26 protein-coding genes and 1 pseudogene are annotated in these 24,222 nt (G+C 72.2%); 15 read left to right on the top strand and 12 right to left on the bottom strand.

The window, feature by feature from the left end:
• Positions 1-184 precede the first annotated feature (184 nt).
• Together EXE48_RS11020 and EXE48_RS11015 are read left to right on the top strand one after the other, a co-directional pair.
• Complete coding sequence (locus EXE48_RS11020) at positions 185-2,116, top strand: aldehyde ferredoxin oxidoreductase family protein (RefSeq protein WP_053771416.1); 1,932 nt, start codon at positions 185-187, stop codon at positions 2,114-2,116.
• A 61-nt stretch (positions 2,117-2,177) separates the two neighbouring features.
• Entirely contained in the window at positions 2,178-2,513 is a 336-nt protein-coding gene (locus EXE48_RS11015; RefSeq protein WP_137711414.1) for a DUF8066 domain-containing protein, read from the top strand.
• 84 nt (positions 2,514-2,597) lie between these two features.
• Here the strand turns inward: EXE48_RS11015 and EXE48_RS11010 are convergent, their stop codons facing one another.
• Genes EXE48_RS11010 through EXE48_RS10995 form a run of 4 tightly spaced genes read right to left on the bottom strand, consistent with a single transcriptional unit; the run spans position 2,598 to position 5,084 of the window.
• Positions 2,598-2,945 carry a branched-chain amino acid transport AzlD family protein gene (locus tag EXE48_RS11010; protein ID WP_053771505.1) on the bottom strand — a complete coding sequence of 116 codons (348 nt, stop codon included), beginning with the start codon at positions 2,943-2,945 and terminating at the stop codon, positions 2,598-2,600.
• Complete coding sequence (locus tag EXE48_RS11005) at positions 2,942-3,631, bottom strand: AzlC family ABC transporter permease (RefSeq protein ID WP_053771414.1); 690 nt, start codon at positions 3,629-3,631, stop codon at positions 2,942-2,944. The genes EXE48_RS11010 and EXE48_RS11005 overlap by 4 nt, the downstream gene beginning before the upstream one ends.
• Positions 3,632-3,633: 2 nt before the next feature.
• Positions 3,634-4,497: an RNA methyltransferase gene (locus EXE48_RS11000; RefSeq protein WP_121599536.1), complete on the bottom strand. Its 864-nt coding sequence runs from the start codon at positions 4,495-4,497 to the stop codon at positions 3,634-3,636.
• Positions 4,494-5,084, bottom strand: a complete 591-nt coding sequence (locus tag EXE48_RS10995; protein ID WP_053771412.1) for a DUF8114 family protein — start codon at positions 5,082-5,084, stop codon at positions 4,494-4,496. Before EXE48_RS10995 ends, EXE48_RS11000 begins: the two co-directional genes overlap by 4 nt.
• Positions 5,085-5,225: 141 nt before the next feature.
• Between EXE48_RS10995 and EXE48_RS10990 the strand changes: the two genes are divergently transcribed.
• The 3 genes from EXE48_RS10990 (at position 5,226) to EXE48_RS10980 (ending at position 8,295) form a co-directional block, all read left to right on the top strand.
• Positions 5,226-5,795: a DUF192 domain-containing protein gene (locus EXE48_RS10990; protein ID WP_137711413.1), complete on the top strand. Its 570-nt coding sequence runs from the start codon at positions 5,226-5,228 to the stop codon at positions 5,793-5,795.
• Positions 5,796-6,135: 340 nt separating this feature from the next.
• Entirely contained in the window at positions 6,136-7,407 is a 1,272-nt protein-coding gene (gene folP / locus EXE48_RS10985; protein ID WP_199236381.1) for a dihydropteroate synthase, read from the top strand.
• A 162-nt stretch (positions 7,408-7,569) separates the two neighbouring features.
• Positions 7,570-8,295, top strand: coding sequence for a 6-hydroxymethylpterin diphosphokinase MptE-like protein (locus EXE48_RS10980; RefSeq protein ID WP_137711412.1), 726 nt, complete (start codon positions 7,570-7,572; stop codon positions 8,293-8,295).
• Here EXE48_RS10980 and EXE48_RS10975 read toward each other — a convergent pair.
• Entirely contained in the window at positions 8,292-9,077 is a 786-nt protein-coding gene (locus EXE48_RS10975) for a creatininase family protein (RefSeq protein WP_053771410.1), read from the bottom strand. The two genes, EXE48_RS10980 and EXE48_RS10975, sit on opposite strands and share 4 nt — an antisense overlap.
• Positions 9,078-9,244: 167 nt before the next feature.
• On the opposite strand from EXE48_RS10975, the gene EXE48_RS10970 reads away from it, so the two are divergent.
• From EXE48_RS10970 to EXE48_RS10940, 7 genes are all read left to right on the top strand, one after another.
• Entirely contained in the window at positions 9,245-9,652 is a 408-nt protein-coding gene (locus EXE48_RS10970) for a nascent polypeptide-associated complex protein (RefSeq protein WP_137711411.1), read from the top strand.
• A complete protein-coding gene (locus EXE48_RS10965; protein WP_137705347.1) occupies positions 9,649-10,389 on the top strand; it encodes a tRNA (adenine-N1)-methyltransferase in 741 nt (246 codons plus the stop codon). Before EXE48_RS10970 ends, EXE48_RS10965 begins: the two co-directional genes overlap by 4 nt.
• An 84-nt stretch (positions 10,390-10,473) precedes the next feature.
• Entirely contained in the window at positions 10,474-11,490 is a 1,017-nt protein-coding gene (locus tag EXE48_RS10960; protein ID WP_137711410.1) for a transcriptional regulator TbsP domain-containing protein, read from the top strand.
• A gap of 76 nt (positions 11,491-11,566) precedes the next feature.
• Entirely contained in the window at positions 11,567-12,688 is a 1,122-nt protein-coding gene (locus EXE48_RS10955) for a pyridoxal phosphate-dependent aminotransferase (RefSeq protein ID WP_137711409.1), read from the top strand.
• 113 nt (positions 12,689-12,801) lie between these two features.
• On the top strand, positions 12,802-14,004 hold the full coding sequence (locus EXE48_RS10950) for a methionine adenosyltransferase (RefSeq protein WP_053771405.1): 1,203 nt from the start codon (positions 12,802-12,804) through the stop codon (positions 14,002-14,004).
• 48 nt (positions 14,005-14,052) lie between these two features.
• Complete coding sequence (locus tag EXE48_RS10945; protein ID WP_053771404.1) at positions 14,053-14,769, top strand: SDR family NAD(P)-dependent oxidoreductase; 717 nt, start codon at positions 14,053-14,055, stop codon at positions 14,767-14,769.
• A 47-nt stretch (positions 14,770-14,816) separates the two neighbouring features.
• Positions 14,817-15,269 carry a DUF5804 family protein gene (locus EXE48_RS10940; protein WP_053771403.1) on the top strand — a complete coding sequence of 151 codons (453 nt, stop codon included), beginning with the start codon at positions 14,817-14,819 and terminating at the stop codon, positions 15,267-15,269.
• A gap of 31 nt (positions 15,270-15,300) precedes the next feature.
• Here EXE48_RS10940 and EXE48_RS10935 read toward each other — a convergent pair whose 3' ends face one another.
• The 3 genes from EXE48_RS10935 to EXE48_RS10925 all read right to left on the bottom strand — a co-directional run bounded on the left by EXE48_RS10935 (position 15,301) and on the right by EXE48_RS10925 (position 18,317).
• Positions 15,301-15,828: a DUF7109 family protein gene (locus tag EXE48_RS10935; RefSeq protein WP_137711408.1), complete on the bottom strand. Its 528-nt coding sequence runs from the start codon at positions 15,826-15,828 to the stop codon at positions 15,301-15,303.
• Positions 15,829-15,830: 2 nt separating this feature from the next.
• The gene (locus tag EXE48_RS10930) at positions 15,831-17,018 is read right to left on the bottom strand and encodes a glycosyltransferase family protein (protein ID WP_137707554.1); all 1,188 of its coding nucleotides are present in this window, start codon (positions 17,016-17,018) and stop codon (positions 15,831-15,833) included.
• 114 nt (positions 17,019-17,132) lie between these two features.
• The gene (locus EXE48_RS10925) at positions 17,133-18,317 is read right to left on the bottom strand and encodes an MFS transporter (protein ID WP_053771400.1); all 1,185 of its coding nucleotides are present in this window, start codon (positions 18,315-18,317) and stop codon (positions 17,133-17,135) included.
• Positions 18,318-18,490: 173 nt separating this feature from the next.
• Here EXE48_RS10925 and EXE48_RS18780 point away from each other — a divergent pair, with 173 nt between their 5' ends.
• A complete protein-coding gene (locus tag EXE48_RS18780; protein WP_167551897.1) occupies positions 18,491-18,661 on the top strand; it encodes an HVO_0758 family zinc finger protein in 171 nt (56 codons plus the stop codon).
• 78 nt (positions 18,662-18,739) lie between these two features.
• Here the strand turns inward: EXE48_RS18780 and EXE48_RS10920 are convergent, their stop codons facing one another.
• From EXE48_RS10920 to EXE48_RS10905, 4 genes are all read right to left on the bottom strand, one after another.
• Positions 18,740-20,095 (bottom strand): hypothetical protein, encoded by a 1,356-nt coding sequence (locus EXE48_RS10920; RefSeq protein ID WP_137711407.1) that lies wholly within the window; start codon positions 20,093-20,095, stop codon positions 18,740-18,742.
• On the bottom strand, positions 20,095-20,760 hold the full coding sequence (locus tag EXE48_RS10915; RefSeq protein WP_137705342.1) for a hypothetical protein: 666 nt from the start codon (positions 20,758-20,760) through the stop codon (positions 20,095-20,097). Before EXE48_RS10915 ends, EXE48_RS10920 begins: the two co-directional genes overlap by 1 nt.
• A gap of 79 nt (positions 20,761-20,839) precedes the next feature.
• Complete coding sequence (locus EXE48_RS10910; protein ID WP_137711406.1) at positions 20,840-21,952, bottom strand: aldo/keto reductase; 1,113 nt, start codon at positions 21,950-21,952, stop codon at positions 20,840-20,842.
• Positions 21,953-22,036: 84 nt separating this feature from the next.
• The gene (locus EXE48_RS10905; RefSeq protein ID WP_137711405.1) at positions 22,037-22,657 is read right to left on the bottom strand and encodes a class I SAM-dependent methyltransferase; all 621 of its coding nucleotides are present in this window, start codon (positions 22,655-22,657) and stop codon (positions 22,037-22,039) included.
• A 268-nt stretch (positions 22,658-22,925) separates the two neighbouring features.
• On the opposite strand from EXE48_RS10905, the gene budC reads away from it, so the two are divergent.
• Entirely contained in the window at positions 22,926-23,654 is a 729-nt protein-coding gene (budC, locus tag EXE48_RS10900; RefSeq protein WP_053771395.1) for a meso-2,3-butanediol dehydrogenase, read from the top strand.
• Between the two features lie 38 nt (positions 23,655-23,692).
• Positions 23,693-24,154: pseudogene (locus EXE48_RS10895) on the top strand (GMC oxidoreductase); the annotation flags it as partial.
• Positions 24,155-24,222 lie beyond the last annotated feature (68 nt).

Genomic DNA, 24,222 nt, shown 5'->3' with positions numbered 1-24,222 from the left:
CGTCGTCGCGGTAACGTGAGAACCGTTCGCACCCCGCTGCCGTCCGCGAGTATTCACGCACGGAACGCGCGGTCCATTCATAAGCGCCGTGGCGCCGACGCCTCCAGTTTGGTAACTGGTTCCGGTTGCGTCCGGAGGTGAACACCTAACACGTTGTGGTCCGTCTATAATGAACGAGCATTACATGACTGAAATGGGCGGCTACAGAGACCGTGTGGCACAGGTCGAACTCGGCGGTGGCGAGGTCAGCTACCGCGGGATCGACGACGACGACGCGAAGAAGTACATCGGCGCGCGCGGGCTCGGCGTCAAGTACGTCTTCGACAAGGGGCCCGACGTGGACCCGCTGGGACCGGAGAACCGACTGGCGTTCATGACCGGCCCGCTGACGGGCACCCAGACCGTGATGAGCGGCCGGATCGCGTTGGTGACCAAGTCCCCGCTGACGGGGACCGTCACCGACTCGCACCACGGCGGCTGGTCCGGGGCGCGGCTCAAGTGGGCCGGGCTCGACGGCATCCTGCTCGACGGCGAGAGCGACGAGCCCGTCTACCTGTTCGTCGAGGACGGCGACGTGGAGGTACGCGACGCCTCGCACCTCTGGGGCCAGGGCGTCCACGACACGATCGACCAGATCGGCGAGGAGGTCGAGGGGAAGGTCGGTCGCGACGTCTCCGTGATGGCCATCGGTCAGGGCGGCGAGAACCAGGTTCGCTACGGCTGCGTCATCAACGAGGACGACCGCGCCTCGGGCCGCGGCGGCACCGGCGCCGTGATGGGCGCGAAGAAGGTGAAGGCGGTCGTCGTGAAGTCGGGCACGGACATGCCCAAGCCCGCCGACCCCGAGACGTTCCAGGAGGGGTACCAGCAGGCGATGGAGGTCATCCGCGAGTCCGACGTGACCGCGCCCAACGAGGGCGGGCTCTCGATGTACGGGACGAACGTCCTGATGAACGCGACCGAGGAGATGGACGGGCTCCCGACCAAGAACGCGAAGTACACCTCGACCGAGGCGTACCACGACGGCGAGGGCGTCGACATCGAGGCGGAGCGCGTCTCCGGCGAGAACGTCCGCGAGAACATCCTCGTCGACGAGCCGACCTGTCACTCCTGCCCGGTCGCGTGTAAGAAGGAGGTCGAGGTCAACGTCACGCACAAGGGTCAGGACATGAACGTCCGCACGGAGTCGTACGAGTACGAGTCCGCGTGGGCGCTCGGCCCGAACTCGGGGCACTCCGACCGCGACGAGATCGCGGTCATGCTCCAGCGCTGTAACGACCTCGGCATCGACACCATCGAGGCCGGCAACATGATGGCGATGGCGATGGAGATGAGCGAGGAGGACAAGCTGGACGGCGTCGGCGGCCTCGACTGGGGCGACTCCGAGACGATGATCGACCTCATCGACGAGATCGGCCACCGCTCGTCGGACCTCGGCGACCTGCTCGCGGAGGGCCCCGAGCGCGTCGCCGACGCGAAGGACGCGCACGGCAACAAGCTCTCCGTCAAGGGGCAGACGATGGCCGCCTACGACCCGCGCTGTATGAAGGGCATGGGGATCGCGTACGCGACCTCCAACCGCGGCGCCTGCCACCTGCGCGGCTACACGCCGGCCGCCGAGATCCTCGGGATCCCGGAGAAGGTCGACCCGTACGAGTGGGAGGGGAAAGGCGAGCTCACCGCCACCTTCCAGGACCTTCACGCGGTGTCGGACTCGTTCGACATCTGTAAGTTCAGCGCGTTCGCGGAGGGGATCGAGGAGTACGTCCTCCAGTACAACGGCGTGACCGGTCGCGACCTCTCGGAGGACGAGCTGTTCGAGGCCGGCGAGCGCGTCTACAACCTCGAACGCTACTACAACAACCTCGCCGGCTTCGACGGCGCGGACGACACGCTGCCGAACCGGTTCATCGAGGGCCACCCGGACGCCGTCCCCGGCACGGGCGCCAGCGAGGGCGAACTCGTCGAACTCGACCAGCTGAAGGCCGAGTACTACGAGACCCGCGACTGGGTCGACGGGGTCGTCCCCGACGAGAAGCTCGAGGAGCTCGGCATCGACATCGGCCCCGGCACCGGCGTCTCGGCCGGCGACTCCGCCGCCCCGGCCGACGACTGATCGACACCGCGTCCGCCGACCCGCGTTCATTTTTAAGTGTCTCACGCCGGTAGCCCCGGCTATGCCGCATGACCCGCTCTCGCCGTCCGAGGCCCTCCGCACCCGTGCCGGCACGGTTCTGGGCGCCGTGAGCCTGTTCGTGTTCGTCTACTCTCTGTTGATCGTCGGACAGATCCTGCTCGGGGTCATCGCCGTCGCGGTGCTCTCGGTCGGCCCGTACCTCTCGTACCGGGTGTTCGCGGCGCTCGACTCGCTCGCCGACGCCGCCCAGCGGATCGCCGCCGCCCGCGAGCGCGAGGCCGACGAAGGCGGCTCGCGGTTCGACCGCCCCGTCGACCGCAGCGACTCGGCCTCCCGGAAGCCCTCCGCGGAGCGGCCGACGGAGCGCGAGCGCTGACGGACTCGTCGCTCCAGTCGGCCGCGGCAGCGGGTCACGCCGTCGCGACGCCGACGCGGCCGCACGGAGCGCGCCTCGCGAGCCTCAGCCGAACACGACGAACCGGAACAGCCACAGCGTCCCCATCCCGGTCGCGATGGTCGCGAAGACGTTCTCGGTTCGCCACGCGACGGCGCCGGCGACGGCGCCGGCGATCAGCCGCTCGTCCAAGAGGGTCGCGGCGACCGACGGGCGCAGCGTCACCAGGTCCGGGAGGACGAGCGCCGCGAGGACGGCGGGCGGGACGTACCGGAGTGGCCGCTGGACGCGCGTCGGGACCCCGTCGATCCGGCCGAACAGGTGGATGAAAGAGAGCCGGATCCCGTAGGTGATCACGCCGATGACGACGATGGCGGCCCACGCCCGTGGGGAGGCGACGAGCGCGCCGGTCACCGGCCCGCGACCTCCGTTGCGAGCCCCGCGCCGATCCCGCACAGCGCGCCGACGAGCAGCCCCAGGTTGAGCGGCAGCCCGGCCGCGACGACCGCGACCGCGCCGCCCGCGCCGCCCGCGACGGTGGTCGGCCGGTCCTTCATCGCCGGGACGAGGAGCGCCAGGAACACGAGCGGCACCGCGAAGGTGAGCCCCCACGCGTCGGGGACGCCGGCGCCGAGGACGACGCCCGCGACGGTGCCGATCTGCCAGACGACCCACAGCGAGGCGGCGGCGCCGAGGTAGTAGCGCCACCGGCTCCGGTCGGGGTTCTCGCCGAACTCGGCCACCGAGAGCGCGTACGCCTGGTCGGTGAGGAGGTACGCGAGCCCCGCGCGGAGGCGGCGCCCGTAGTCGGCGAAGTGCGGCGCGATGGACGCCGAGTACATCAGCATCCGGAGGTTGATCACGACGGCCGTCCCGACGACGACCGCGAGCGGCGCGTTCTCGCCGAGCAGTTCCAGCGCCGCCAGCTGCGAGGCGCCCGCGAACACGATCACGGACATCCCGACCGCCTCGGCGAGGCCGAGCCCGGCGTCGACGGCGGCGATGCCGGCCACGAGCGCGAACGGCGCGACCCCGAGGATGAGCGGCGAGACGTCGCGGACGCCGGCCAGCAGGTCCTCGTCGAGGACGGAGTCGGACACGGCTACTTCTCCCGCGGGTACGGCGGCTCGTCGTACTTCGCCGCGAGGTGGTCGGCGTGCTCCAGCTTCGTGTTCGCCTTGCGGAAGGTGCCGAGCAGGGTGTGGATCTCGCGTTCCGTCGGGTGCGCGCGGCCGAGCAGCCGGCGCATCAGCAGCGCGTTCTTCTCGCGGACGTGGTCGCGCTGCCCCGTCGCCGCGAGGAAGTCCTCGAAGAACCCGTGGAAGCGCTCCACGTCGGCCTCGGGCGCGCGGGTGACCTCGGTGTCGGGCAGCTGGGTCTCGCCGACCGTGAGGTCACGCAGCTCGTACAGCAGGACGGTCGCGGCCTGCCCGAGGTTGAGGACGGGGTAGTCGTCGTCGGCCGGGATCGAACACACCTCGTCGAGCCGCGAGAGCTCCTCGTTGTTGAGCCCGCGACCCTCGCGGCCGAAGACGATGGCGGTGGGCGCGTCGACGGTCTTCAGCGACTCGCGGAGCTCGACGGGCGTCTTGAACGGGAAGCGCTCGTGGCTGCGGTCGTCCTCGCCGGTGATCGCGGTCGTGCCGACCGTGTGGTAGTTCGCGACGACCTCCTCGAAGGTGACCTCGTCCGCGTTCGGCAGCACGTCCTCGCGGGCGTGGCCGGCGAAGCCGTACGCCTCGCCGTCCTCCCGCAGCTCCGGCGGGTCGACCAGCTTGAGGTCGGTGAGGCCGAAGTTCTTCATCGCCCGCGCGATGGTCCCGACGTTGCCCGGGGTCTCGGGCTCGACGACGACGACCACGGGCGTCTGCCGATCCGCAGCGTCGTCCGACTCGGCGGACGCCTCGGCGTCGGTCGGCTCCGCCGCTCCCTCGCCCGTCGCCGGCGCTCGCTCGTCGCCGCTCATCGGTCCGACGGGTAGTCGGTGGAGAGGTCGAGGTCGGACTCCGCCAGCTCCTCCTCGGTCAGTTCCTCGCGGTCGGTCTCCTCGCCGCGGGCGAGTTCGAGGATGTCGATCCGCTCGCCCTCGAACCCCTCTTCGATCCGCTCTTGGACCTCCTGCTGGTCGGGCAGGTCCGGGAGCCCGTCGGGGTCCTCCTCGACGTGCTCGACGGAGCCGTACCCCTCTGGGGCCTCGTTGCCGGCGGCGACCCACTCGTGGAAGCGGTCGGCGAACTCGACCGACCCCTTGTGCTCGCTGCCGCCCTCCTCGCGGAACCAGTAGAGCAGGTCGGGCTCGTGTTCGGGGCAGAGCAGGACCTCCCCTTCCGGCTCGCCGTACACAATCTCGGCCTCGTTACAGCGGTGGACCTCCGCCTCACCGTAGTCGAGGTAGCAGACGTCGCACGGCTCCTCGACGAGGCTAACGAGCCGCAGGAGCCGTTCCCGCGGGTCCTCCGGAATCTCGTCGAGGGGCTTCAGCTCCTCGTCGTCGCTGAATATCTCGTCCTCCTCGAAGCGCCACCCGCGGAGGCCGATGCTCACTTTCGCCATGTTCACGCTACGCTCCGGCGGCGATAAAAGCGCGTCCTTCCCGGCACGCGGACGGTCGCTGCGCCGCGCCGGGGCCGCGGCGTCCGCACGCGCTCGCCGCCGACGCGGTCCCTTATATCCCCGGCCGACCTCGTTCCGGCCATGAGACGGCGGCGACTCCTCGGACTGACCGCGGCCGGGACCCTCGGCGCCGCGGCGGGCTGTCTGGGCGACCGCGCGGGCGGCGACGGCGCGGGCGGGGAGAACGACTCGACCGACCGCGGTGGCGGTTCGGACGGCGGCGACGGCGAGACCGCGTGGCCTACCGGGGCGTACGCGGACTACGAGACGACAACCGTGACAGTAGCGGGCCCCGACGGAGAACTGAAGGGGTCGGTGACCGCCGCGATGGCTTCCACCGGTCCTGAACGCCGTCTGGGTCTCAGCGACGCCGAGTCGCTGCCCGAGGACAGCGGGATGTTGTTCGTCTACGGTTCGCCGCGCGACTCGCTCACCTACGTGATGCGTCGGATGAGCTTCGGCATCGACATCGTCTACGCCGACGGCGACCGGGAGATCACACGGATCCACAACGCGCCCGAACCGGGACCGAACGAGGACGGCGAGGAGCAGCGGTACCCCGGCTCCGGGCAGTACGTGCTGGAGGTCCCGTACGAGTGGACCGACCGCCACGGCGTCGGAGTCGGCGACTCCCTCCGGTTCGATTTGTAATTGGAGTCTTCAGTGCGTGGATCGGCGGCGAACACCGCCAAAGCCCCGGCCCGTTCGAACCCCGCCTGGTGCAGCACCTCACACCACCACGACCTCGCCGCTCGCTCGGGGCTCCCTTCGGTCGCCCGCGTCGCCCGCGGCGTCCCTCGCGCGTGCCGTCACCGGCGCTGCGCGCCGGCTTCCAGAGGGACCAAAGGCCCCTCGCGGCTCGGCCGCAAAGCGGCCTCGCGGGCACGCGCCACCGCACCACCGATCATTTATAAATAGTTGTCCGGTCGATCCCCCGGCGAACCCGTCGGGTACTCGCCCCGTTTATGTCGCTCGCGCCCGTGGTGATCGTATGCGAAACGTGGACGCCGCGGGGCTCGGGATCGGCGACGACCACCCGCCCCGGATCATGGGCGTGCTCAACGTCTCGGAGGAGTCGCCGTACGACCCCAGCGTGTACGACGACCCCGGTGAGGCCGCGGCGTACGTCGACGAGGAACTGATCGGCGAGGGCGCCGACATCGTCGACGTGGGCCTCGAATCGGCCAACAAGGACCTCGACGTGCTCTCCGCCGAACAGGAGTTGGATCGGCTCGACACCGCCGTCGAGACCCTCGAATCGACCTCGGGCGACGCCGTCTGGTCGATCGAGACGCGCTACCACGAGGTCGCCGACGAGGCGCTCTCGCGCGGCTTCGACATGGTCAACGACATCTGCGGGTTCGCCGACCCGGAGATGCCCCGCGTCTGCCGCGAACACGACGTGGCGGTCTCGAAGATGGCCTCGCCGCCGGACCTCGAACGCCCGGGCGCCATCGAGGACGTGGACGACATCTACGAGGCCCTCTCGATGAACGGCCTCACCGACAAGACGATCCTCGACCCCGCGTTCGGCGGCTGGTCCGAGGCGAAGACCCACGAGGACGACCGCGAGACGTTCCACCGCCTGCGCGAGTTCCGCGGCTACGGCCGCCCCCTCCTCGTCTCGATCAACCGCAAGAGCTTCCTCAAGACGGTCGCCGGCCGCAGCACCGAGGAGGCGCTCCCGGTCTCGCTCGCGGCCACGTCGATGGCCGTCGAGCGCGGCGCCCACGTGATCCGGACGCACGACGTGGCCGAGACGCGCGACGCCGCCCTGATCGGCGCCGAGTTCGCCCGCGACCGCTACGCCGGCGGAGCCGACGACGCCGTCGCGGTCGCGGAGCTCGACGTGACGACGGTCCGGGAAGCGGGGCGCCACCTCGATCGGATCGGCGCGCCGCGGGCGGCCGACGGCGACCGCGACCCCGCCGAGGCCGCGGTCGTCCGCACCTACGAGCTCGACGGGCTCGGCGACGCCGCGGTCGGCGCCCTGCGCGCCGCGACCGTCGGCGGCGACGCGAGCGCCGCGACGTTCGCGCTCGGCGATCCGAACCGGGCCGGCGTCCCGACGACTCCGACGACGACCGACGGCGGGACCGGTGACCGCGCGAACGGCGGATCTGCCGGCGGCGCCCTCCCGGACCGCCGTCGCGGCCTCCTGATCGGGACCCCGGACGCGATCGAATCGGTCAGGGAGTCGGTTTCAGGCGTCTCCGACGCGCTCGACGCCGCGCTCGACGGAATCGCAGCCAACGTCAGTTAAGAGAAAGTTTATGCCCTCGTGTAGACAACCGATCGACCGGACGCCGGAGGGGCACGCGGGTAGGGGTACTCTGTGCCACTCCGGTCCATACCATAATTCGACCGGCGAGCGGCGGCGCCGGTCTGGACGGAGACAGGATCCCGCACGCGGAGTGACCAGTCCGTGAACTTCGCGACCTTCGAGCCCGTCTACGAGGCGATCCTCGCCGACTTCGGGTTCGACAGAGCCGCCGACGAGCGGGCCCGAGACCTCGCCGCCGACCTCGCGACGCCGTTCCCGCCCGACCGCCTCGGTGATTGGGAGGGGCAGACTGTCGCGGTCGCGGGCGCGGCGCCGTGCCTCGCCGACGAGGTGGCGCTCGCCCGCGACGCCGACGTCGTCGTCGCCGCCTCCACGGCGGCCGACGTGCTCGCCGACCGCGGCGTCGACGTCGACTGTATGGTGACCGACCTCGACAAGAACCCCGAGACCGCGGCGTCGCTGACCCGCGAGGGCGTCCCCGTCGCCGCCCACGCCCACGGCGACAACGTCCCCGCCGTCCGCGAGTGGCTCCCGCGCTTCGCCGACGAGTGGACGCTGGCGACGACGCAGACGGCCCCCGTCGGCCCGGTCCGAAACCCCGGCGGATTCACCGACGGCGACCGAGCCGCGTTCCTCGCCGACCACGTGGGTGCCGGCGAGCTTGTCTTCCCCGGCTGGGACTTCGACGACCCGGCGGTCGACCCGATGAAGGCGCGGAAGCTCGACTGGGCGGCGCGGCTGCTCCGCTGGCTCGAACGCCGCCGCGGCGAGGCGTTCGCGGTCCTCGACGGCCGGCGCGAGGCGACCGACGCCGCGCTGGACGAGATCCTCGGCGACGGGGGCGACCGGGAGCCCGACGGCGCTTAGGCCGTCTCTCCTTCGACGCGCGGCTCCGGGAACAGTTCCTCCGCGTCGCGCTCGCCGATCCACTCCGCCAGCTGGACGAGCTGGTCCGCGGCCGCCTCGAACAGGCGCTCCGCCTTCTCGGGCGTCACGTCGGTCGGGTCGCCGAACGCGCCGTTCGGCGAGTTGTCGATCGCGTCGTAGAACGTGCGGGCGCCGTGGACCGTCGCCTCCGCGCTCGCGAGGTCGACGAGGCCGCCGTCGCGGGCGTCTTCGAGCCGGCCCTCGCGGACGAGGTCGGGCGCGATGTGGGTGATCATCGCCGTCTCCTTCGGTCCGGCGTGGGGGCCGTTGTGCTCGAACAGGTCGTCGACCAGCTCCGGGATCGACTCGTCCCACATCCACTCGACGGCGTAGGCGACCTCGTCCTCGTGGAGCCGGCGCCCCACCTCGCGGAGGTGCTGGACGTTGCCGCCGTGGGCGTTGACGAACACCACGCGGTCGATCCCGTGGTACGCGAGGTTCCGCGAGAACGACTCGACGTAGTCCCGGAACTCCGGCGGGTCGACCCACATCGTCCCCGGGAACTGCCGGTGGTGCGGGCTGACGCCGACGTTGACCGTCGGCGTTCGGAACGCGTCAGACCGCTCGGCGGCCGCCGTCGCGAGCGCCTCGGCGATCAGGTGGTCTGTCGCGAGCGGGAGGTGGGGGCCGTGCTGTTCGGTCGAGCCGAGCGGGACGAGCGCGACGGAGCCGGGAGCGAGCGCGTCGCCCAGCTCCGGCCAGGTGTGGTCCGCGAGGTACATACCGCCGCCTCGCGCGCGACACGTATCAACCCAGCCGTCTCGGTCCGGTTCGCCGGGTTCGGTCGGACTGCGTTCAGCCGGCCTCGCCGCGACCGCGCTCCCGCGGCGCGTCGCCGCTTCGGCCCGTGTCGACACCCTTTTTGTGTCGTCCGGCCGAATCAGGTGGCATGTTCGGAGGCGGCGGCATGAACCCGCGCAAGATGAAACAGATGATGAAACAGATGGGGATCGACGTCGAGGAGCTCGACGCCGAGCGGGTCGTCATCGAGACGGCCGACGGCGACGACCTCGTCTTCGACGGCGCCCAGGTGACCAAGATGGACGCCCAGGGGCAGGAGACCTACCAGATCGTCGGCTCGCCCGAGTCGGTCGCCGACGCCGGCGCGGGCGGCGCGACGGCCGTCGAGGGCGGCGACGACCCGGCGCTCGACGACGCGGACGGCGGCGACGACGGCATCCCGGAGGAGGACGTGAAGCTGGTCGCCCAGCAGGCGGGCGTCTCGAAGGAGGCCGCCCGCGAGGCGCTGGAGGCGGCCAACGGCGAGCCGGCGCGAGCGATCTCGGACCTGCAGTGACGGACGCCGCGTACCTGCTCGTCCACGAGGACCGCGAGTACCTGCTGGAGCCCGGCGAGGAGTTCGGCACGGACCTCGGCGTGATCGAGGTCCCCGAGGACGTCGCGGCCGGCGACGAGGTCGAGACCCACCTCGGCACCGTCTTCGAGGTCCGCGCGCTCCGCGGCCCCGACCTGTTCAACCACCTCGAACGCACCGGCGCGCCGATGATGCCGCGCGACGTGGGCCTCGTGATGGGCCACACCGGCGCGTCCGGCGGCGACCGCGTCCTCGACGCCGGCACCGGGACCGGCATCCTCGCCGCGTACCTCGGCCGCGCGGGCGCCGACGTGACCACCTACGAGGTCGACGCCGAGTTCGCCGCGGTCGCCCGCGAGAACATGACGACCGCGGGCGTCGCCGACCGCGTCGAGGTCCGGACCGGCGACCTCACCGACGAGCTGGACGCGCTCGCCGACGAGGAGCCGTTCGACGCCCTCACGCTCGACACGGGCGACGCCCCGGCGGTCGTCGAGCGCGCGGACGACCTGCTGGCGCCCGGCGGCCGCCTCGCCGTCTACTCGCCGTTCGTCGAGGGCACCCGCGAGGCGGCCCTCGCCGCGCGCGAGGCCGGCTTCGACGAGGTCGAGACGCTGGAGACGATCCAGCGCGAGATGGACTTCTCCGACCGGGGCTCCCGCCCCTCTACCGCGGGCGTTGGGCACACGGGCTACCTCGTGTTCGGGCGGGCGCCCTGACTGCGCTCCCGACCCTCTCTGCTTCCCGCGGCGTCCGCGCGGACCGGCGCAACGCTCTTTCGGATCGCGGCAGTGACGACGTGTGTGACCGGTGACGACGCCGCGCCCGGAGCCGACTCCGACGCCGCCGGCGACTCCGCCGCGGCGGCGAGCGACGGCTTCGGTGACAGGGGCGAGGTCTCCGACGCGCTCCCGCGCCCCGACGACCCGCTCGCCGATGCGGTCGAGACCGCGCTGGCCGACCGGTCCGCGGTCGTCGCGGTCGGCGTGCCGATCCGGCTGCTCCCGTCCGTGCTGGCCGCTCGCGAGCGCTCCTCGGGCCCGCCGTGGCGGGTCGCGTGCCGGCCGGGCGTCGTCGACGCGCTCTCGCGCGCCCTCGTCCTCGGGAGCGCCGTCGCCGAGGCGGTCGAGACCGACCAGATACGGGTCCGAACCGGCGACCCGCTCGGCCACGGGGCCGGCGAAACGCTGTTCGCGAGCCCGGACCGCGCCGACGCCGTCGTCGGCCCCCGCGGGGACCGGACCCTCGCGACGAGCGCGGCCGAGACCGACTCCGAGGCGGTCGATGGCGCCCGCGCGACGGCCGAGTCGCGGTTCGACGCGGCGACGACCGAACCCGTCGGGATGCCCTCCCGAACGCGGCTGCTCGCCGCCGCGCGCGAGATCCTCGACGACCGCTTCGCCGACGACTTAGCGGCGGTGCTCGCGACGCTCGACCCCGGCGAGTTCGGCCGCACGACCGAGCCGTCGGACCGGACGCTCCTCGTCGCGCTCGCGGCGCGACACGACTACCTCTTCCGCGACCTGCGGCGCTGGGTCGGCACCGACGGCGTCGGGATCGCTCCGGCGCAGGAGTTCACCCGCGACCGGGAGGCGCTCGTCGACCGGGGGCTGATCGAGTCGATCAAGGTGCCGATGGGGCCGGGCCGGCCGATGCTCCGGCTCCGCGCCGTCGACGACGCGCTGTTGCGAGCGCGGCCGACGGAGGTACCGGCCGTCCTGGAGGGTCGGTTCGCGCTGCCGACCGACGCGGACGGCCGGGTCCGCGACGACGCCCGCCGGGGCGAGCGCCGCCCCGTCTGGGAGCGTCGGCGCTGGTGACTCGACGGCGTCGAGTCGGGGGCGGCGCTCGGGCGACGTGGCAAGAACTAACTCTCGGCGGCGCGCCCACACAGACATGACGACGTTCTCCGACAGGGTCGAGCGGATCTCGATCAGCGGGATCCGCGAGGTGTTCGAGGCGGCCGGCGACGACGCGATCAACCTGGGGCTGGGCCAGCCCGACTTCCCGACGCCGGACCACGCCCGGCGGGGCGCGGTCGACGCCATCGAGTCCGGGAAGGCGGACGCTTACACCGAGAACAAGGGGACTCTGTCGCTGCGGGAGGCCATCGCCGAGAAGCACTGCGCCGACCAGGGGATCGACCTCGACCCGGGCAACGTCATCGCGACCGCGGGCGGCAGCGAGGCGCTCCACGTCGCCCTCGAAGCGCACGTCGACGCCGGCGACGAGGTGCTGATCCCGGACCCCGGGTTCGTCTCGTACGACGCCCTGACGAAGCTGGCGGGCGGCGAGCCGGTCCCCGTGCCGCTCCGCGACGACCTCACCATCGACCCCGCCGCGATCGAGGACGCGATCACCGACGACACGGCGGCGTTCGTCGTCAACTCCCCCGGCAACCCCACCGGGGCCGTCTCCTCCGAGGAAGACGTGCGCGAGTTCGCCCGCATCGCGGACGAGCACGACGTGCTCTGCATCTCCGACGAGGTGTACGAGTACACCGTCTTCGACGGCGAGCACTACTCGCCGATCGAGTTCGCGGAGACGGACAACGTCGTCGTCGTCAACTCCGCCTCGAAGCTGTTCTCGATGACGGGCTGGCGGCTCGGCTGGGTGTACGGGTCCGACGAGCGCGTCGAGCGCATGCTGCGCGTCCACCAGTACGCGCAGGCGTGCGCCTCGGCGCCGGCCCAGTACGCCGCGGAGGCCGCGCTCCGCGGCGACCGCGGCGTCGTCGACGAGATGACGGCGTCGTTCCGGCGCCGCCGGGACCTCCTCCTCGACGGCTTCGACGAGATCGGCCTCGACTGCCCGACGCCGCAGGGCGCGTTCTACGCGATGCCCCGCGTTCCGGAGGGGTTCGTCGACGAGTGCCTCGACCGCGGCGTGGTCGTCGTCCCCGGCGAAGCGTTCGGCGAGGGCGGCGCCGGCCACGCGCGGATCTCGTACGCGACCGACGAGGCGGAGCTGCGCGAGGCCCTCGACGTGATGGCCGAGGCGTACGCGGCGGTCCGCTGACGGCGTCGGCCGGGGCGTGGCCGCAATATCTGCCGAACCATAACCATGGAGCATTACCCCGGGGCAGGTGGTTTCCGCAAGTTATACTGCCGCCGACGGAGTAGCGAGGGGCAATGGACCGGAACATACAGGTCAGCCGCCTCGACCGGCAGGCGGTCGAGGACCAGGAGGTCGAAATCGTCGAGCGAAAGGGGATCGGTCACCCCGACTCGATCTGCGACGGCGTCGCGGAGTCGGTCTCGCGGGCGCTCTCGCAGCTCTACCTCGACCGCGTCGGCAAAGTCCTCCACTACAACACCGACGAGACGCAGCTCGTCGCCGGCCGCGCGGCCCCCGCGTTCGGCGGCGGCGAGGTCGTCGAGCCCATCTACATCCTCATCGTCGGCCGCGCCACGAAGGAGTACGACGGCGAGCAGCTGCCCGTCGACTCGACCGCGCTCGCGGCCGCCCGCGACTACCTCGCCGAGGCGATCCCGGAGCTGGAGTACGGCACCGACGTGGTCGTCGACGTGCGGCTCGGCGAGGGGTCGGGCGACCTCCAGGACGTCTTCGGCGAGGAGACTCAGGAGGTCCCGATGGCCAACGACACCTCCTTCGGCGTCGGCCACGCGCCGCTCACCGAGACGGAGACCATCGTCCGCGAGGCCGAGCGCGCGCTCAACACGACCTACCACGACGACCACCCCGAGCTGGGCCCCGACGTGAAGATCATGGGCAAGCGCGAGGGCGACCGGATCGACATCACCGTCGCCGCCGCGATGGTCGACGCCTACGTCGAGGGGCTCGACGAGTACGACGACGCGGTCGCGTCCGTCCGCGAGTACGTCGACGACCTCGCGCGCGAGTACACCGACCGCGAGGTCCACGTCGACGTCAACACCGCCGACGACTACAACGAGGGGTCCGTCTACCTCACCGTCACCGGCACCTCCGCCGAGCAGGGCGACGACGGCTCGGTCGGCCGCGGGAACCGCGCCAACGGGCTCATCACCCCGAACCGCCCGATGTCGATGGAGGCGACCTCCGGGAAGAACCCCGTCAACCACATCGGGAAGATATACAACCTGCTCTCCACCCGCGTCGCCGAGTCCGTCACGAGCGAGGTCGACGGCATCCGCGACCTCCAGGTCCGGCTGCTCTCGCAGATCGGTCGCCCGATCGACGAGCCGCACGTCGCCGACGCGCAGATCGTCACCGAGGACGAGGTCGCGCTGGGCGACATCGAGGACGACGTGATCGCCATCGTCGACCGCGAACTGGCCGACGTGACCGACGTGACCCGCAGCGTCATCGAGGGCGACGTCTCGACGTTCTGAGGGCGGTCGGCCCGGGGTTTCTACAGGCGCGGCGCCGTAGCGATCGCCATGGCCGACACCCCTACCGACGTCGACCTCAAGGCCGACCTGACCGACGATGTGGCCCTCGTCACGGGCGCGACGCGCGGGATCGGCGCCGAGATCGCCGCGGAACTGGCGGACCTGGGCGCGACCGTCTACGCCGGCGCGCGCGACCCCGACGACGTGACCGCGGCGGACCAGCGCGCGGTCCGGCTGGACGTGACCGACGACGACGAGCTCAGCGCCGCGGTCGACCGGATCGAGCGCGAGGCGGGATCGCTCGACGTCCTCGTGAACAACGCGGGCGTGTTCGCCCGCTCCGGACCGCTCCACGAGATGGACGTCTCGGACTTCGACCGCACGACGGCCGTCAACCTCCGCGGCCCGGTCGTCCTGACAAAGCACGCGCTGCCGCTGCTGTTGGAGGGAACCGGCGGTCGCGTCGTGAGCCTCTCGTCGGAGCTGGGGCAGTTCACCGAGGGGCAGATGGGCGGCGGCTACCCGGCCTACCGGCTCTCGAAGGTCGGCGTCGGCGGGCTGACCGCGTACCTCGACGGGGAGTACGGCGATCGGGGCCTCATCGCGAACGCCGTCTCGCCGGGGTGGGTCCGGACGGACATGGGCGGCGACGAGGCCCCGAGAACCCCGTCGAAGGGCGCCGAAACGCCGGTCTGGCTCGCGCGGTTCGCGCCGGGGAGCCCCGCGGGGCACCTCTGGAAGGACCGCGAGCGGGTCCCCTGGTAGCGTCGGCGACCGCAACGGATTTGCGCCGCCCGGTCCGAACCCCGGGCATGACGCGGGTGTGTCTCCTCGGCGACCCCGACGTGGAGCTCTCCTACGAGCTGCTCTCCCGCGAGACGGCTCGCGACGCGCTCGCCACCTACGACATCGAGGAGCCCTTCGAGAACAGCGTCGCCGTCGACACCGTGAGCCTCGGCGCCGCCGTCTCCCTCCTCAACGACCTCGACTGGTACCTCGCCCGCTTCGTCGCGGAGGCGCTCGTCCTGGAGCCGTCCGTCGCGACCGACGAGTGGCTCTCCCGCGACCTCGCCCGCGAGGTCCGCGACGGCGAGGTGCCGCCCGAGGAGACCGACCAGCGACTGAAGGTGTTCGGGCTCGTCGACGGGCGCCCGGTCGAGCCGCTGTTCGTCCGCCGGCGACAGGGCGAGACGCCGGAGTACGACCTGCGCGACGTCGAGGAGACCGTCGTCGTCCGCGTGAGCGAGTCAGAGTTCTCCGGCTGAGGCGTGCGCGGCGACCGCGGCGCCCGCCGACTTACGCCTCGTCGACCTCGGCGAGGATCCGCGTCCGAACGGGGTCGACGTCGACCGGCGCCCACGCCTCGACGTCGTAGGTCACGTCCGCGAGCGTCTCCAGCTGCTCGTCGTCGCTGTCGCCTATCGCCGCCACCGCCTCCTCGCGGAGCCGTTCGAGGACGGCGTCTGAGAGTGCCTCGCGGTCGACCTCCCGATCCGGGATTTCGAGGATGTGCGGGAGGTCCTCGGCGCCCGCCGGAAGCGTCGGGAACGCGGCGGGACCGACCGCGAGCGCGGTCTCCCGTTCGGACGCCGACTCGGAGCCTGCGCTCGAAAGGGCGGCCGACGGCGCCGGCACGAGCGCGTACTCGGCCACCGCGAGGTCGATTGCGGCGTCGATGGCGGCCTCGTCGACCTCGGCCCGCTGTTTGAACGCCAGCTCGGAGAGCGCCCGCGACAGCTCCGCCCGGGTGAGCCAGCCGAACAGGTCGACGACGCCCGCGAGGTCGTCGCGCGCGGCGACGCTCGGCCCGCTCGCGTCCGCCATCGTCAGTCCTCCCCCGGCGCGGGCTCCGCGTGTCCGTCGTCGGTCGCCGAGCCGCCGACGGCGTCGTTCCCGCTGGCCTCCGAGCCGTCGCCGCGGACGGCCACTAGGTCCGCCTCGGCGGCCTCTCGGACCTCGTCGGGGTCGACCGGCGCGTCCTGCCACGCGGGGAGCCGCGTGTCGGGGCCGGGCTCGCCGAGGGCCTCGGCGTAGGTCGCCACCTGCGAGCGCTCGTCGTCGGCGTCGTACGAGAGGCCGTTGAACGCGGCGTCGGCGGCGTAGCCGTCGACCAGCGTCGCCGCCGCGTCGCGGTACCGGTCGGCGAGGCCCTCGTAGTCGACGTCCACGCCCGCGTCCTCGACCGCGCGCAGCGTCGCCGCGCCGACCGCGCGGCTCATGTCCGCGAGCCCGGTCGGGCCCTCGACGGAGCGGTGGTCGTGCTCGTAGCGGCCGAGGTCGACCTGCGCGCTGTCCGCGAAGCCGGCGTGGTCGAACGCCTCCCCGAGCGTCCCGACCTCGAGCCCCCAGCCGCGCTGGACGCGGAGCCGCGAGACGAGGTCGCTCGTCGCCGCGAACTCCCCGGCGAGCGCGTAGCGGAACGCCGAGAGGTACTCCAGGACCGCCGGCTCTCGCCCGGGCGCGGCGTCACCGAGCGCCCGGACCAGCGGCCGGAAGAACAGCCTGAACAGCCGCCCGTACAGCGAGCCGTCCTCGACGCGGGCGTAGTACCCCTTCGAGAAGGCGTAGCCGCGCCCGAGCGGGAACAGCAGTCGGTTGACGAACGCGGGCGAGTAGGTCTTGGTGTCGGCGTCGTGGACGACGACGAACTCCTCGTCGAGCGCGCGGCCGAGGGCGAGCCACACGTCGCGGCCCTTGCCGCGGTCGCCGTCGAGCCCGCGCGCCTCCAGCAGCGAGGCGAGTTTTGGGCCGTCGCACCACAGCGTCTCCACGTCGATGTCGAACCCGTCGAGCCAGTCGGCGAACGGGCCGGCGCGGTCGGCCGACGCCCGCAGCGGGACGATGACCCGGGCGGGGTCGACCGTCTCCAGCGTGGACAGCACGCGCTCGGCCGCGAGCGTCCCGTACTCGCGCTCGGTCATCGGCACGACGACCGCCGCGCGGTCCGTCGGGGCGTCGGGCCGGTGGTCGGTCAACGCGTGGAGGGTCGTCACGCGCTCCTGAACGTACTCCATTTACCGATCACACGGGAGCGACGCCCAAAACAGGTGCGGTACCCCCGACCCGTTCGAAGCGTCCGAACGGGCTCCGCGCTCCGGTCCCGTCGCCGGCGGCGCCTTGCCGTCGCGTCAGGTCGCCCGCGTCGAACCCGTCGCTCCGCCCGGGACGCGCCCGAGGCGGTAGAGGACCGCGTACCCGGCGACGAGGAGCGCCAAGCCGCCCGCGAGCGCGAGGAAGACGGCGTCGTAGCCCGCGCCCGCCTCAACGGCCTCGCCGACGACCCACGAGCCCGCCGCCTGCGTGGACATCATCCCGGCCGAGAACATCGCGTACGCCGACGCGCGCGACTCGTCCGGTAGCGACGCCAGCAGGTACGTGTCCCCGGCCGGGAACAGCATGTGGATGGCGAACCCGACGACGACGCTCGCGGCGATCACCGCCGCCAGCCCCTCGGCGACGACGACGAGGACGACGCCCCCCACGAACGAGGCGACGATGCCGAGCAGGTAGGGGACGTGCGGGAGCCGGTCCGCGAGGTCGCCCGAGACGAGGAAGGCGGGGACGCCGGCGGCGAAGATGACGGTCAGGAGGTTCCGGGCCGTCGCCCGTGGGAGTCCCTTGTCTATCATGTACAGCTCGTAGAAGTTGAACAGGCCCTGCCACACGAAGCTCGTGAGGCCCATCAGCACGACGCCCGCGACGATCAGCTTCCACTCGCCGCGGGCCGCCGCGAGGAAGTCGGTGTCCCCGGCGCCCGCGTCCGGGAGGTCGGTCCGCTTCGCGAGCGCGACGAACAGCAGCGTGCTGACGGCCGCGGCGAGCGCGAGCGCGTAGAAGGCGTAGCGCCAGTCGTACCACAGCGCGACGGTGACGGCGGGCGCGGCGATGACCGCGGAGAGCTGGCTGGCCATGCCGTGGACGCCCATCACGCGGCCCACGCGCTGCGGGAACAGCTCAGAGATGAACGGGTTGGCGGCGACGAAGTAGACCCCGGAGGCCAGGCCCACCGCGAAGGCGGCGACCATGAGCGCGAGGACGCCCGGCGCGAGCGCGACGCCGAGCGCCCCGGCGGTCAGCATCGCGCCGGAGACGACGATGACGCTGCGCCGCGCGAACCGGGTGAGCGCCCAGCCCGCGGGGAGCCGCGGGGCGGCCGAGCCGAGCCACGCGAGCGTGACGATGAGCCCGGCGGTCCCCTCGCGGATCCCGAACGCGTCGATGAACTCGCCCACGAGCGGTGCGAACACGACCCGGGCGAAGTTGACGAGGAAGACCAGCGCGCAGAGCGAGCCGAACAGCCTGGTCCGTGACACGGCGGCGATTCCGCGCGCCCGGACACAAGGGTTGCGAAAGCGCCCGGTCGGGCACCGCGAGCGTTCGGTCTCGACGGGGGAGCCCGCACCGTTCCGCCCGCCCGCGGTTTCGCCGAGGTCGTCAGACCGACGTCGTACAGGGTTTTTATGCGCCCCGGCGACAAACCCCGGGTATGAAATCCACGCGTAAGGGGCTCCGCGACGGGGACCTCGTCAAGGACACCTACGAGCGGCTCAACTGCGCCGACTGCGACCAGGTCCTGAAGAAGGAGAACGATCCCGACGAGGTGTTCTCGGTCCGGATCTGTCCGGAGTGCGGCACGCGGTACAAGGAACTCCGCTGAGGTCGCCGCGCGCCCGAGACGTCGACCCGCCGCCCGAGTCAGCGCCTCCACCGTCGCCCTCTCCTCGCCCGCCGTCGTTCAGGAGCCGAACGAGTCCGCGACCGACGCCGCCACCGCCAGCGCCTCGTCGGTCACGATCTCGATCCACCGGTATCGCGTGTACGCCTCGACCGTCGACCTGGCGGTCCGGTCGGCCGCCGCGAGGGCGCCGTCGGGCTCGTCGAACAGCGCGAGGAACTCGGCCGCCAGCCACAGAGCGAGCGGGTTCTCGCTCCCGGCGAGCGACGACGCCGACTCGACGGCCCCCTCGCGCGCATCGCCGATCGCCGCCGGGTCGTCGGGGAACATCGCGTCTCCCTCCTCGACCCGCGACGCCACGGCGTCGAGCGCCCGGAGCCGCGTCCACGCGAGCGCCGTTCGGGTCAGCCCCGTCGCCGGGTTGTCGGGCTCGTAGTCGCCGAACGCGACCGGGTCGAACCACATGCCGTCGAAGCTCCGGTAGACGGCGCTCGACAGCAGGGCGTCGCTCGGCGCGCCGCGTTCGACCGCACGCTCGTCGACGAACGCCTCGGTGCCCGGGCTGTGTCGGAGGTCCTCGACGCCCTCGCCGTGGAGCTCGCGGAGCCGGTCGCCGACCGCGCGGCCGATCCGGTTCATCTCGCGGCGGAGCGGCTCGGCCACGGACGCCGGATCGCCGAGCGACGCCGTGTACCGGTCGCGCAGGTACCGGCCCGCCTCGACGTGCGACTGGACGCGCTCGATCTCGCCAATCGCGTCTCCCGTCCGAAGCGGGTTCGCCCGGTCTGCGGGCCCCACGCCGCCGCCGACGAGCGTCCGTCGGCGCGCCACGTCGTACCACCGCTCCATCGGCCCGTACACCGCGGCGGCCGCGAGCGGGTCCGCCGCCGGACCGGGGAGTTCCCGCAACGTCTCGGACGCTCGGCGACGCACCGTTCCGAGATCAGGGGCCACCGCGGTCGGGTCGCCCTCGACGGTCACGGCCGCCCACGTGCCGACGGCGGTCGCGGCGTGCTCGCGCGCCGTCGCGTACCGCTCGACCGCCCCCAGCGGCGTCAGCGACGCCGGTCCGCCCGGCAGCGCCTCGCGGGCCGCCGTCCGCTCGGTCTCGATCTGCTCGCGGAACTCGCCGTTCGGGAGCGTCTCCGCCGTCAGCGGCTCCGGGATCGGACTGAGCAGCCGGTCGACCCGGTCCGCGAAGGCGGCCGGGACCTCGGGCTCGACGTCGACGGGAACGAGCCGGGGGCGCTCCGGGACGGGCTCGTCGAACGAGGTCGGGACGCGCTCGATGTCGAGCGACGGCGGGTCGTCCCAGAAACGCGGGTCGCCTCCCCGACCGGAACAGCCGGCGAGCGAACCGAGCGCGACGGCGCCCGCCGCGGCGAGCGCGTCGCGTCGCGTGAGCCTCCGAGACATCAGAAGTCACCCCACTCGTTGGTCGCCGTGGCGTTGCCGGGCACGGTCGCGTTCCCGTCGATCACCGAGTACTCGGTGTTCGTCGTCCGGCACGGCGACCGCCCGCTGGAGCCGGAGCCGCGGATCCGCTCGTCCAGCGCGACCGGTAGCCGGAAGAGCAGCGCCAGGGAGACCCTGGTGTCGGCCTCGCACGCCGCGTCGGGCGGCCTGAACTCGCGGCAGTACTCGTACTCGACCCGCCCCGGCCGCCACGACACCGAGTGGATCTCCAGCCGCTGGCAGGACAGGATTCCGGCCGGCGAGACGTACACCGTCTCCGCGTCGTAGTCCGTCTCGTCGAAGAACTCGCGGACCCGGCGCCGGTCCTCCTCGGCGACGCCCTCGGCGGGCAGCAGCTCGGCCGCGCGGTCGGCGGTCGTGACGAGCTCGCGCCCGACGGAGACCGGCTCCCCGTCGTCGGTCGCCTCGCTCCCGTCGACGAGGACGCGATCGCCGTCGGGGTTCCGCGGTTTCACCACCGTCGGGTCCGTGTCCGTTCCGGAAACTGCCGACGACCTGGCGACGGGGTCGGAGCCGTCGGCCGGGTCGCCGCCGAAGCAGCCGGCGAGCGCGCCGACCGCGCCGAGGGCGGCGCTACCCAGGAGGGCACGTCGCGTGGGGGACATACGCCCCGGTTGAATCGGTCCGGACAAACGTTTTGTGGCGTTCGCCCGACGTGCTCTCCCTCCTCGCGCCGCGGCCGACTCACTCGAAGACCGCGTCGAACGCCGACGCGCCGAGCGGGTCGAACGTGCCGGCCGCGACGTTCTCGCGGACGTGCTCGGGGTCGGTCGTGCCGACGAGCGACGCGGTGACGCCGGGGGCGCTCCGCGCGAAGTTGAGCGCGCGCTGGGCCGGGGTCTCCCCCGCGAGCGTCGCGTCCACGTCCGCGGGGACCGCGCCCTCGACAGCCAGGTCGCCCTGCCCGAGACTCGCGCTCGTCACCACCGAGAGCCCGGCCTCGTGAGCGAACGTGAGCGTCGAGACGGGCCCGTCGGCGTCGGCGCCGGGCGCCGCGGGCTGGTTCCGCCGGGTGAACGCGTCGGCCATCGCGACGTTGAACGGGAGCTGGACCGCCGCGAACCCGTGGTCGTCGTCGGGGCCGACCGCCTCGCCCGCGGCCTCGGCGCGGGCGAGCACCTCGGCGAGCGAGAGGTAGCCGTCGGCCCCCTGCGGCACGCGGAAGGCGCTCCACGACGCGACGCCGTATGCGCCGACGTCGCCCGCGGCGCGCCGGCGTTCGAGGGCCTCGAAGGCGGCTTCGAGCGCGTCGTACACCTCGGACCGCGAGCGCACGGCGAGCTGGGTCTCGGGGTTGTGGACGTAGAAGCAGTCGACGGAGTCGAGGCCGAGCCGGTCGAGCGAGCGGTCCAGCGACCACTCCAGGTACGCCGGCGTCATCGCGTGGGCGCCGTTCGCGAGGTCGCCCGGGTCGACGATCCCCGGCTCGACGAAGCGCTCGCGGACGTAGGCGCTCGGGTCCGCGGGGCGCTCGCCGTCGAACGGGAGGAAGCCGCCCTTCGTCGCGACGACGACCGACTCGCGGTCGACGGGCGCCTCGGTGAGGGCCTCGCCGACGACGCGCTCGGCGCGGCCGCAGCGGTAGTTGGCCGCGGTGTCGACGTGGTTCACCCCCGAGCGGAGCGCCAGTCCGATCGACTCCCGGGCGGCGTCGTCGACCGCGGGCGTCGGCTCGCCGAGGTACGTCCCGATCCCGAGGCTGGAGACGACGCCGGGGCCGAAGCGGCGGAAGTAGGTGCGCCCGAAGGCGTCGCCGAACCGGTTCCGGTACCCCCAGAGGGCCTCGCGAGTCGCCATGTGGTCGTGGTAGTCGGCTCGCTGGTAAAAGTCGCGCGGGATGCGGGGTCGCCGCCGGGGTTCCCGACCCCGCGAGGGCGCCCGTCAGTCGGTCACGCGGAAGGTCCGCGCGGTGTCCCTGTCGCCGCGGACCGCGTCGACCTCGACGAGTCCCAGCGAGGTGAACACATCGCCCCAGTCCCGGTAGTACAGCGGCGTCTCGTCGTCGACGTAGTTCACGTCCGGATCGGTCGCCTCCGTCTCCCCCGCCGGCTCCTCGATCTCGGCCGTGACGAGGACCTCATCGGTGATCCGCGCGATCTCCTCGAAGACCCAGTCGACGTCGGGGTGAAGGTGTTGGAGCGTCTCGACCGAGTACACGGCGTCGAACGCCCCGTCCCCGAACTCGCCGACGAGGTTCTCTATCGCGCCGCAGTAGAACGTCCCGTCGGCGGCCAGGTCGGGGTAGGCCTCCCGCATCACGTCGAACGCGTCGCCGTTGATGTCGACGCCCGAGAGGTCGTCGAAGCCGTGGGCCGCGAGGTGACCGAGGTGGCGGCCCGACCCGCAGCCCAGTTCGAGGACGGCCGCCTCGCGGTCGAGGTGCGCGGTCAGCGCCTCGCGGATCCGCTCGCTCGTCTCGTTCGGCCCGCGGTGGGCGTAGTACGTCGGCGAGTACTCTCCCGCCCGGTCCGTCCACGCGTCTCGGACGGTGTCGATGTTCACGGGTAACGACTCTGGCGGGGTGGGATAACGGCGTCGGACGGCGCCCGGCGCGCGCCGGTGCCACCGCGGCCCGCTCGGACGCGTCAGGCGCCGCCCGGCTCCGGTCGCTCGCGCTTCGTCCGCGGTAGTTAGCGTGCGTCTGAAGCTACGAGTTCGGTCGTCTCGGTCCTCAATCCACCGCGGATTCCCGGCGGAACGAAACGAGGGAAGCGCATATTAGCATAAATATTCCGAAAGAAATACAAAATATACACACAAACGAGTAAATATGCTCGACGGAAAGACGGCGATCGTCACCGGCGGCTCGGCCGGCATCGGAAAGGCCATCGCTGCGGAGTTCGTCGACCGAGGGGCGTCGGTCGTGATCGCGAACCGGACCGAGGAGACGGGCCGAGAGACCGCCGAAGAGCTCGGCTGTTCGTTCGTCCAGTGCGACGTCTCGTCGTACGAGTCCGTCGAATCGCTGGTCGAACGGACGGTCGACGAACACGGCGGACTGGACATCCTCGTGAACAACGCCGGGATCGGGCTCACCGGAACGGTCGAGGAGACGACGCTCGACGACTGGCACAGGCTGTTAGAGATCAACCTCAACGGCGTCGTCTACGGGACGCGAGCGGCCATGCCGTCCCTGCGCGAGTCCTCGGGGGCGGTCCTCAACGTCGCGTCCGTGTTCGGGCTGGTCGGGGGGCCCCAGACGGCCGCGTACGCAACCGCGAAGGGCGCCGTCGTCAACTTCACACGAACGACGGCCGTCGATTACGCCGACGCCGGCGTCCGGGTGAACAGCATCTGTCCCGGCTTCGTCGAGACCGAGATGACCGAGTCCGAGCTTAACGACGACTCCTTCTACGAGTTCGTCCTCAGCCAGACGCCGATCGGCCGAATCGCCGAACCGGAAGAGATCGCCGAACCGGCGGCGTTCCTCGTTTCAGACAAGGCCTCGTACATCACCGGAGTCAACCTCTCGATCGACGGCGGGTGGACGACGCACTAGCGCGCGCCCCCGTCGGCGTCGACTTCGTCCTGTCCCGTCGTATTCGCCGTGACCTGGACGACCCGTTCGCCGACCCCGCGATCGACCCGAACTACCTGGACGAGCGCGCGGACCTCGACGCGCTCGTCGAGGGGGTCAGGCGGGCCCGCGACATCGCTCGGCAGGACGCCCTCTCGGGGTACGTCGGCCGCGAGCGGTGGCCCGGCGAGGACGTTGAGACCGACGAGGAAATCGCCCGCCACGTCCGGGGGACGTGTCACACCGTGTATCACCCCGTCGGGACGTGTAAGATGGGTGACGACGAGGCGGCGGTCGTGGACGACGAGCTCCGGGTCCACGGGGTCGACGGGCGCCCCGTCGTCGACGCGAGCGTGATGCCCGCGATCGTCGGCGGCAACACGAACGCCCCGACGATCGCCCTCGCCGAGCGGGCGGCGGACCTGATCCGCGACGATCGGACGGCGACCGGCGAGAGGCGGACGTCGGCCGCCGGCGATTAGCCCGACCGACGGTCGTCCGACCTTCCGCGGCGAGCAACACGTCGGCCGCGCCTCGGCGTCAGACGCGC

The sequence above is a fragment of the Halorubrum sp. ASP1 genome (genome assembly GCF_005435135.1).
Classification (GTDB): Archaea; Halobacteriota; Halobacteria; order Halobacteriales; family Haloferacaceae; genus Halorubrum; species Halorubrum tropicale.
The sequence above is the reverse complement of the archived record's forward strand: the minus strand, read 5'-3'. Positions and strand labels throughout refer to the sequence as shown.

What these genes read in the sequence shown, in the direction of transcription:
- EXE48_RS11020 (WP_053771416.1), top strand. Translation starts at nt 185, where the DNA reads ATGACTGAAATGGGCGGCTACAGAGACCGTGTGGCACAGGTCGAACTC.
- EXE48_RS11015 (WP_137711414.1), top strand. Translation starts at nt 2,178, where the DNA reads ATGCCGCATGACCCGCTCTCGCCGTCCGAGGCCCTCCGCACCCGTGCC.
- EXE48_RS11000 (WP_121599536.1), bottom strand. Translation starts at nt 4,497, where the DNA reads ATGAGCGGCGACGAGCGAGCGCCGGCGACGGGCGAGGGAGCGGCGGAG.
- EXE48_RS10995 (WP_053771412.1), bottom strand. Translation starts at nt 5,084, where the DNA reads ATGGCGAAAGTGAGCATCGGCCTCCGCGGGTGGCGCTTCGAGGAGGAC.
- EXE48_RS10990 (WP_137711413.1), top strand. Translation starts at nt 5,226, where the DNA reads ATGAGACGGCGGCGACTCCTCGGACTGACCGCGGCCGGGACCCTCGGC.
- folP (WP_199236381.1), top strand. Translation starts at nt 6,136, where the DNA reads ATGCGAAACGTGGACGCCGCGGGGCTCGGGATCGGCGACGACCACCCG.
- EXE48_RS10975 (WP_053771410.1), bottom strand. Translation starts at nt 9,077, where the DNA reads ATGTACCTCGCGGACCACACCTGGCCGGAGCTGGGCGACGCGCTCGCT.
- EXE48_RS10970 (WP_137711411.1), top strand. Translation starts at nt 9,245, where the DNA reads ATGTTCGGAGGCGGCGGCATGAACCCGCGCAAGATGAAACAGATGATG.
- EXE48_RS10955 (WP_137711409.1), top strand. Translation starts at nt 11,567, where the DNA reads ATGACGACGTTCTCCGACAGGGTCGAGCGGATCTCGATCAGCGGGATC.
- EXE48_RS10950 (WP_053771405.1), top strand. Translation starts at nt 12,802, where the DNA reads ATGGACCGGAACATACAGGTCAGCCGCCTCGACCGGCAGGCGGTCGAG.
- EXE48_RS10945 (WP_053771404.1), top strand. Translation starts at nt 14,053, where the DNA reads ATGGCCGACACCCCTACCGACGTCGACCTCAAGGCCGACCTGACCGAC.
- EXE48_RS10940 (WP_053771403.1), top strand. Translation starts at nt 14,817, where the DNA reads ATGACGCGGGTGTGTCTCCTCGGCGACCCCGACGTGGAGCTCTCCTAC.
- EXE48_RS10935 (WP_137711408.1), bottom strand. Translation starts at nt 15,828, where the DNA reads ATGGCGGACGCGAGCGGGCCGAGCGTCGCCGCGCGCGACGACCTCGCG.
- EXE48_RS10930 (WP_137707554.1), bottom strand. Translation starts at nt 17,018, where the DNA reads ATGGAGTACGTTCAGGAGCGCGTGACGACCCTCCACGCGTTGACCGAC.
- EXE48_RS18780 (WP_167551897.1), top strand. Translation starts at nt 18,491, where the DNA reads ATGAAATCCACGCGTAAGGGGCTCCGCGACGGGGACCTCGTCAAGGAC.
- EXE48_RS10920 (WP_137711407.1), bottom strand. Translation starts at nt 20,095, where the DNA reads ATGTCTCGGAGGCTCACGCGACGCGACGCGCTCGCCGCGGCGGGCGCC.
- EXE48_RS10915 (WP_137705342.1), bottom strand. Translation starts at nt 20,760, where the DNA reads ATGTCCCCCACGCGACGTGCCCTCCTGGGTAGCGCCGCCCTCGGCGCG.
- EXE48_RS10910 (WP_137711406.1), bottom strand. Translation starts at nt 21,952, where the DNA reads ATGGCGACTCGCGAGGCCCTCTGGGGGTACCGGAACCGGTTCGGCGAC.
- budC (WP_053771395.1), top strand. Translation starts at nt 22,926, where the DNA reads ATGCTCGACGGAAAGACGGCGATCGTCACCGGCGGCTCGGCCGGCATC.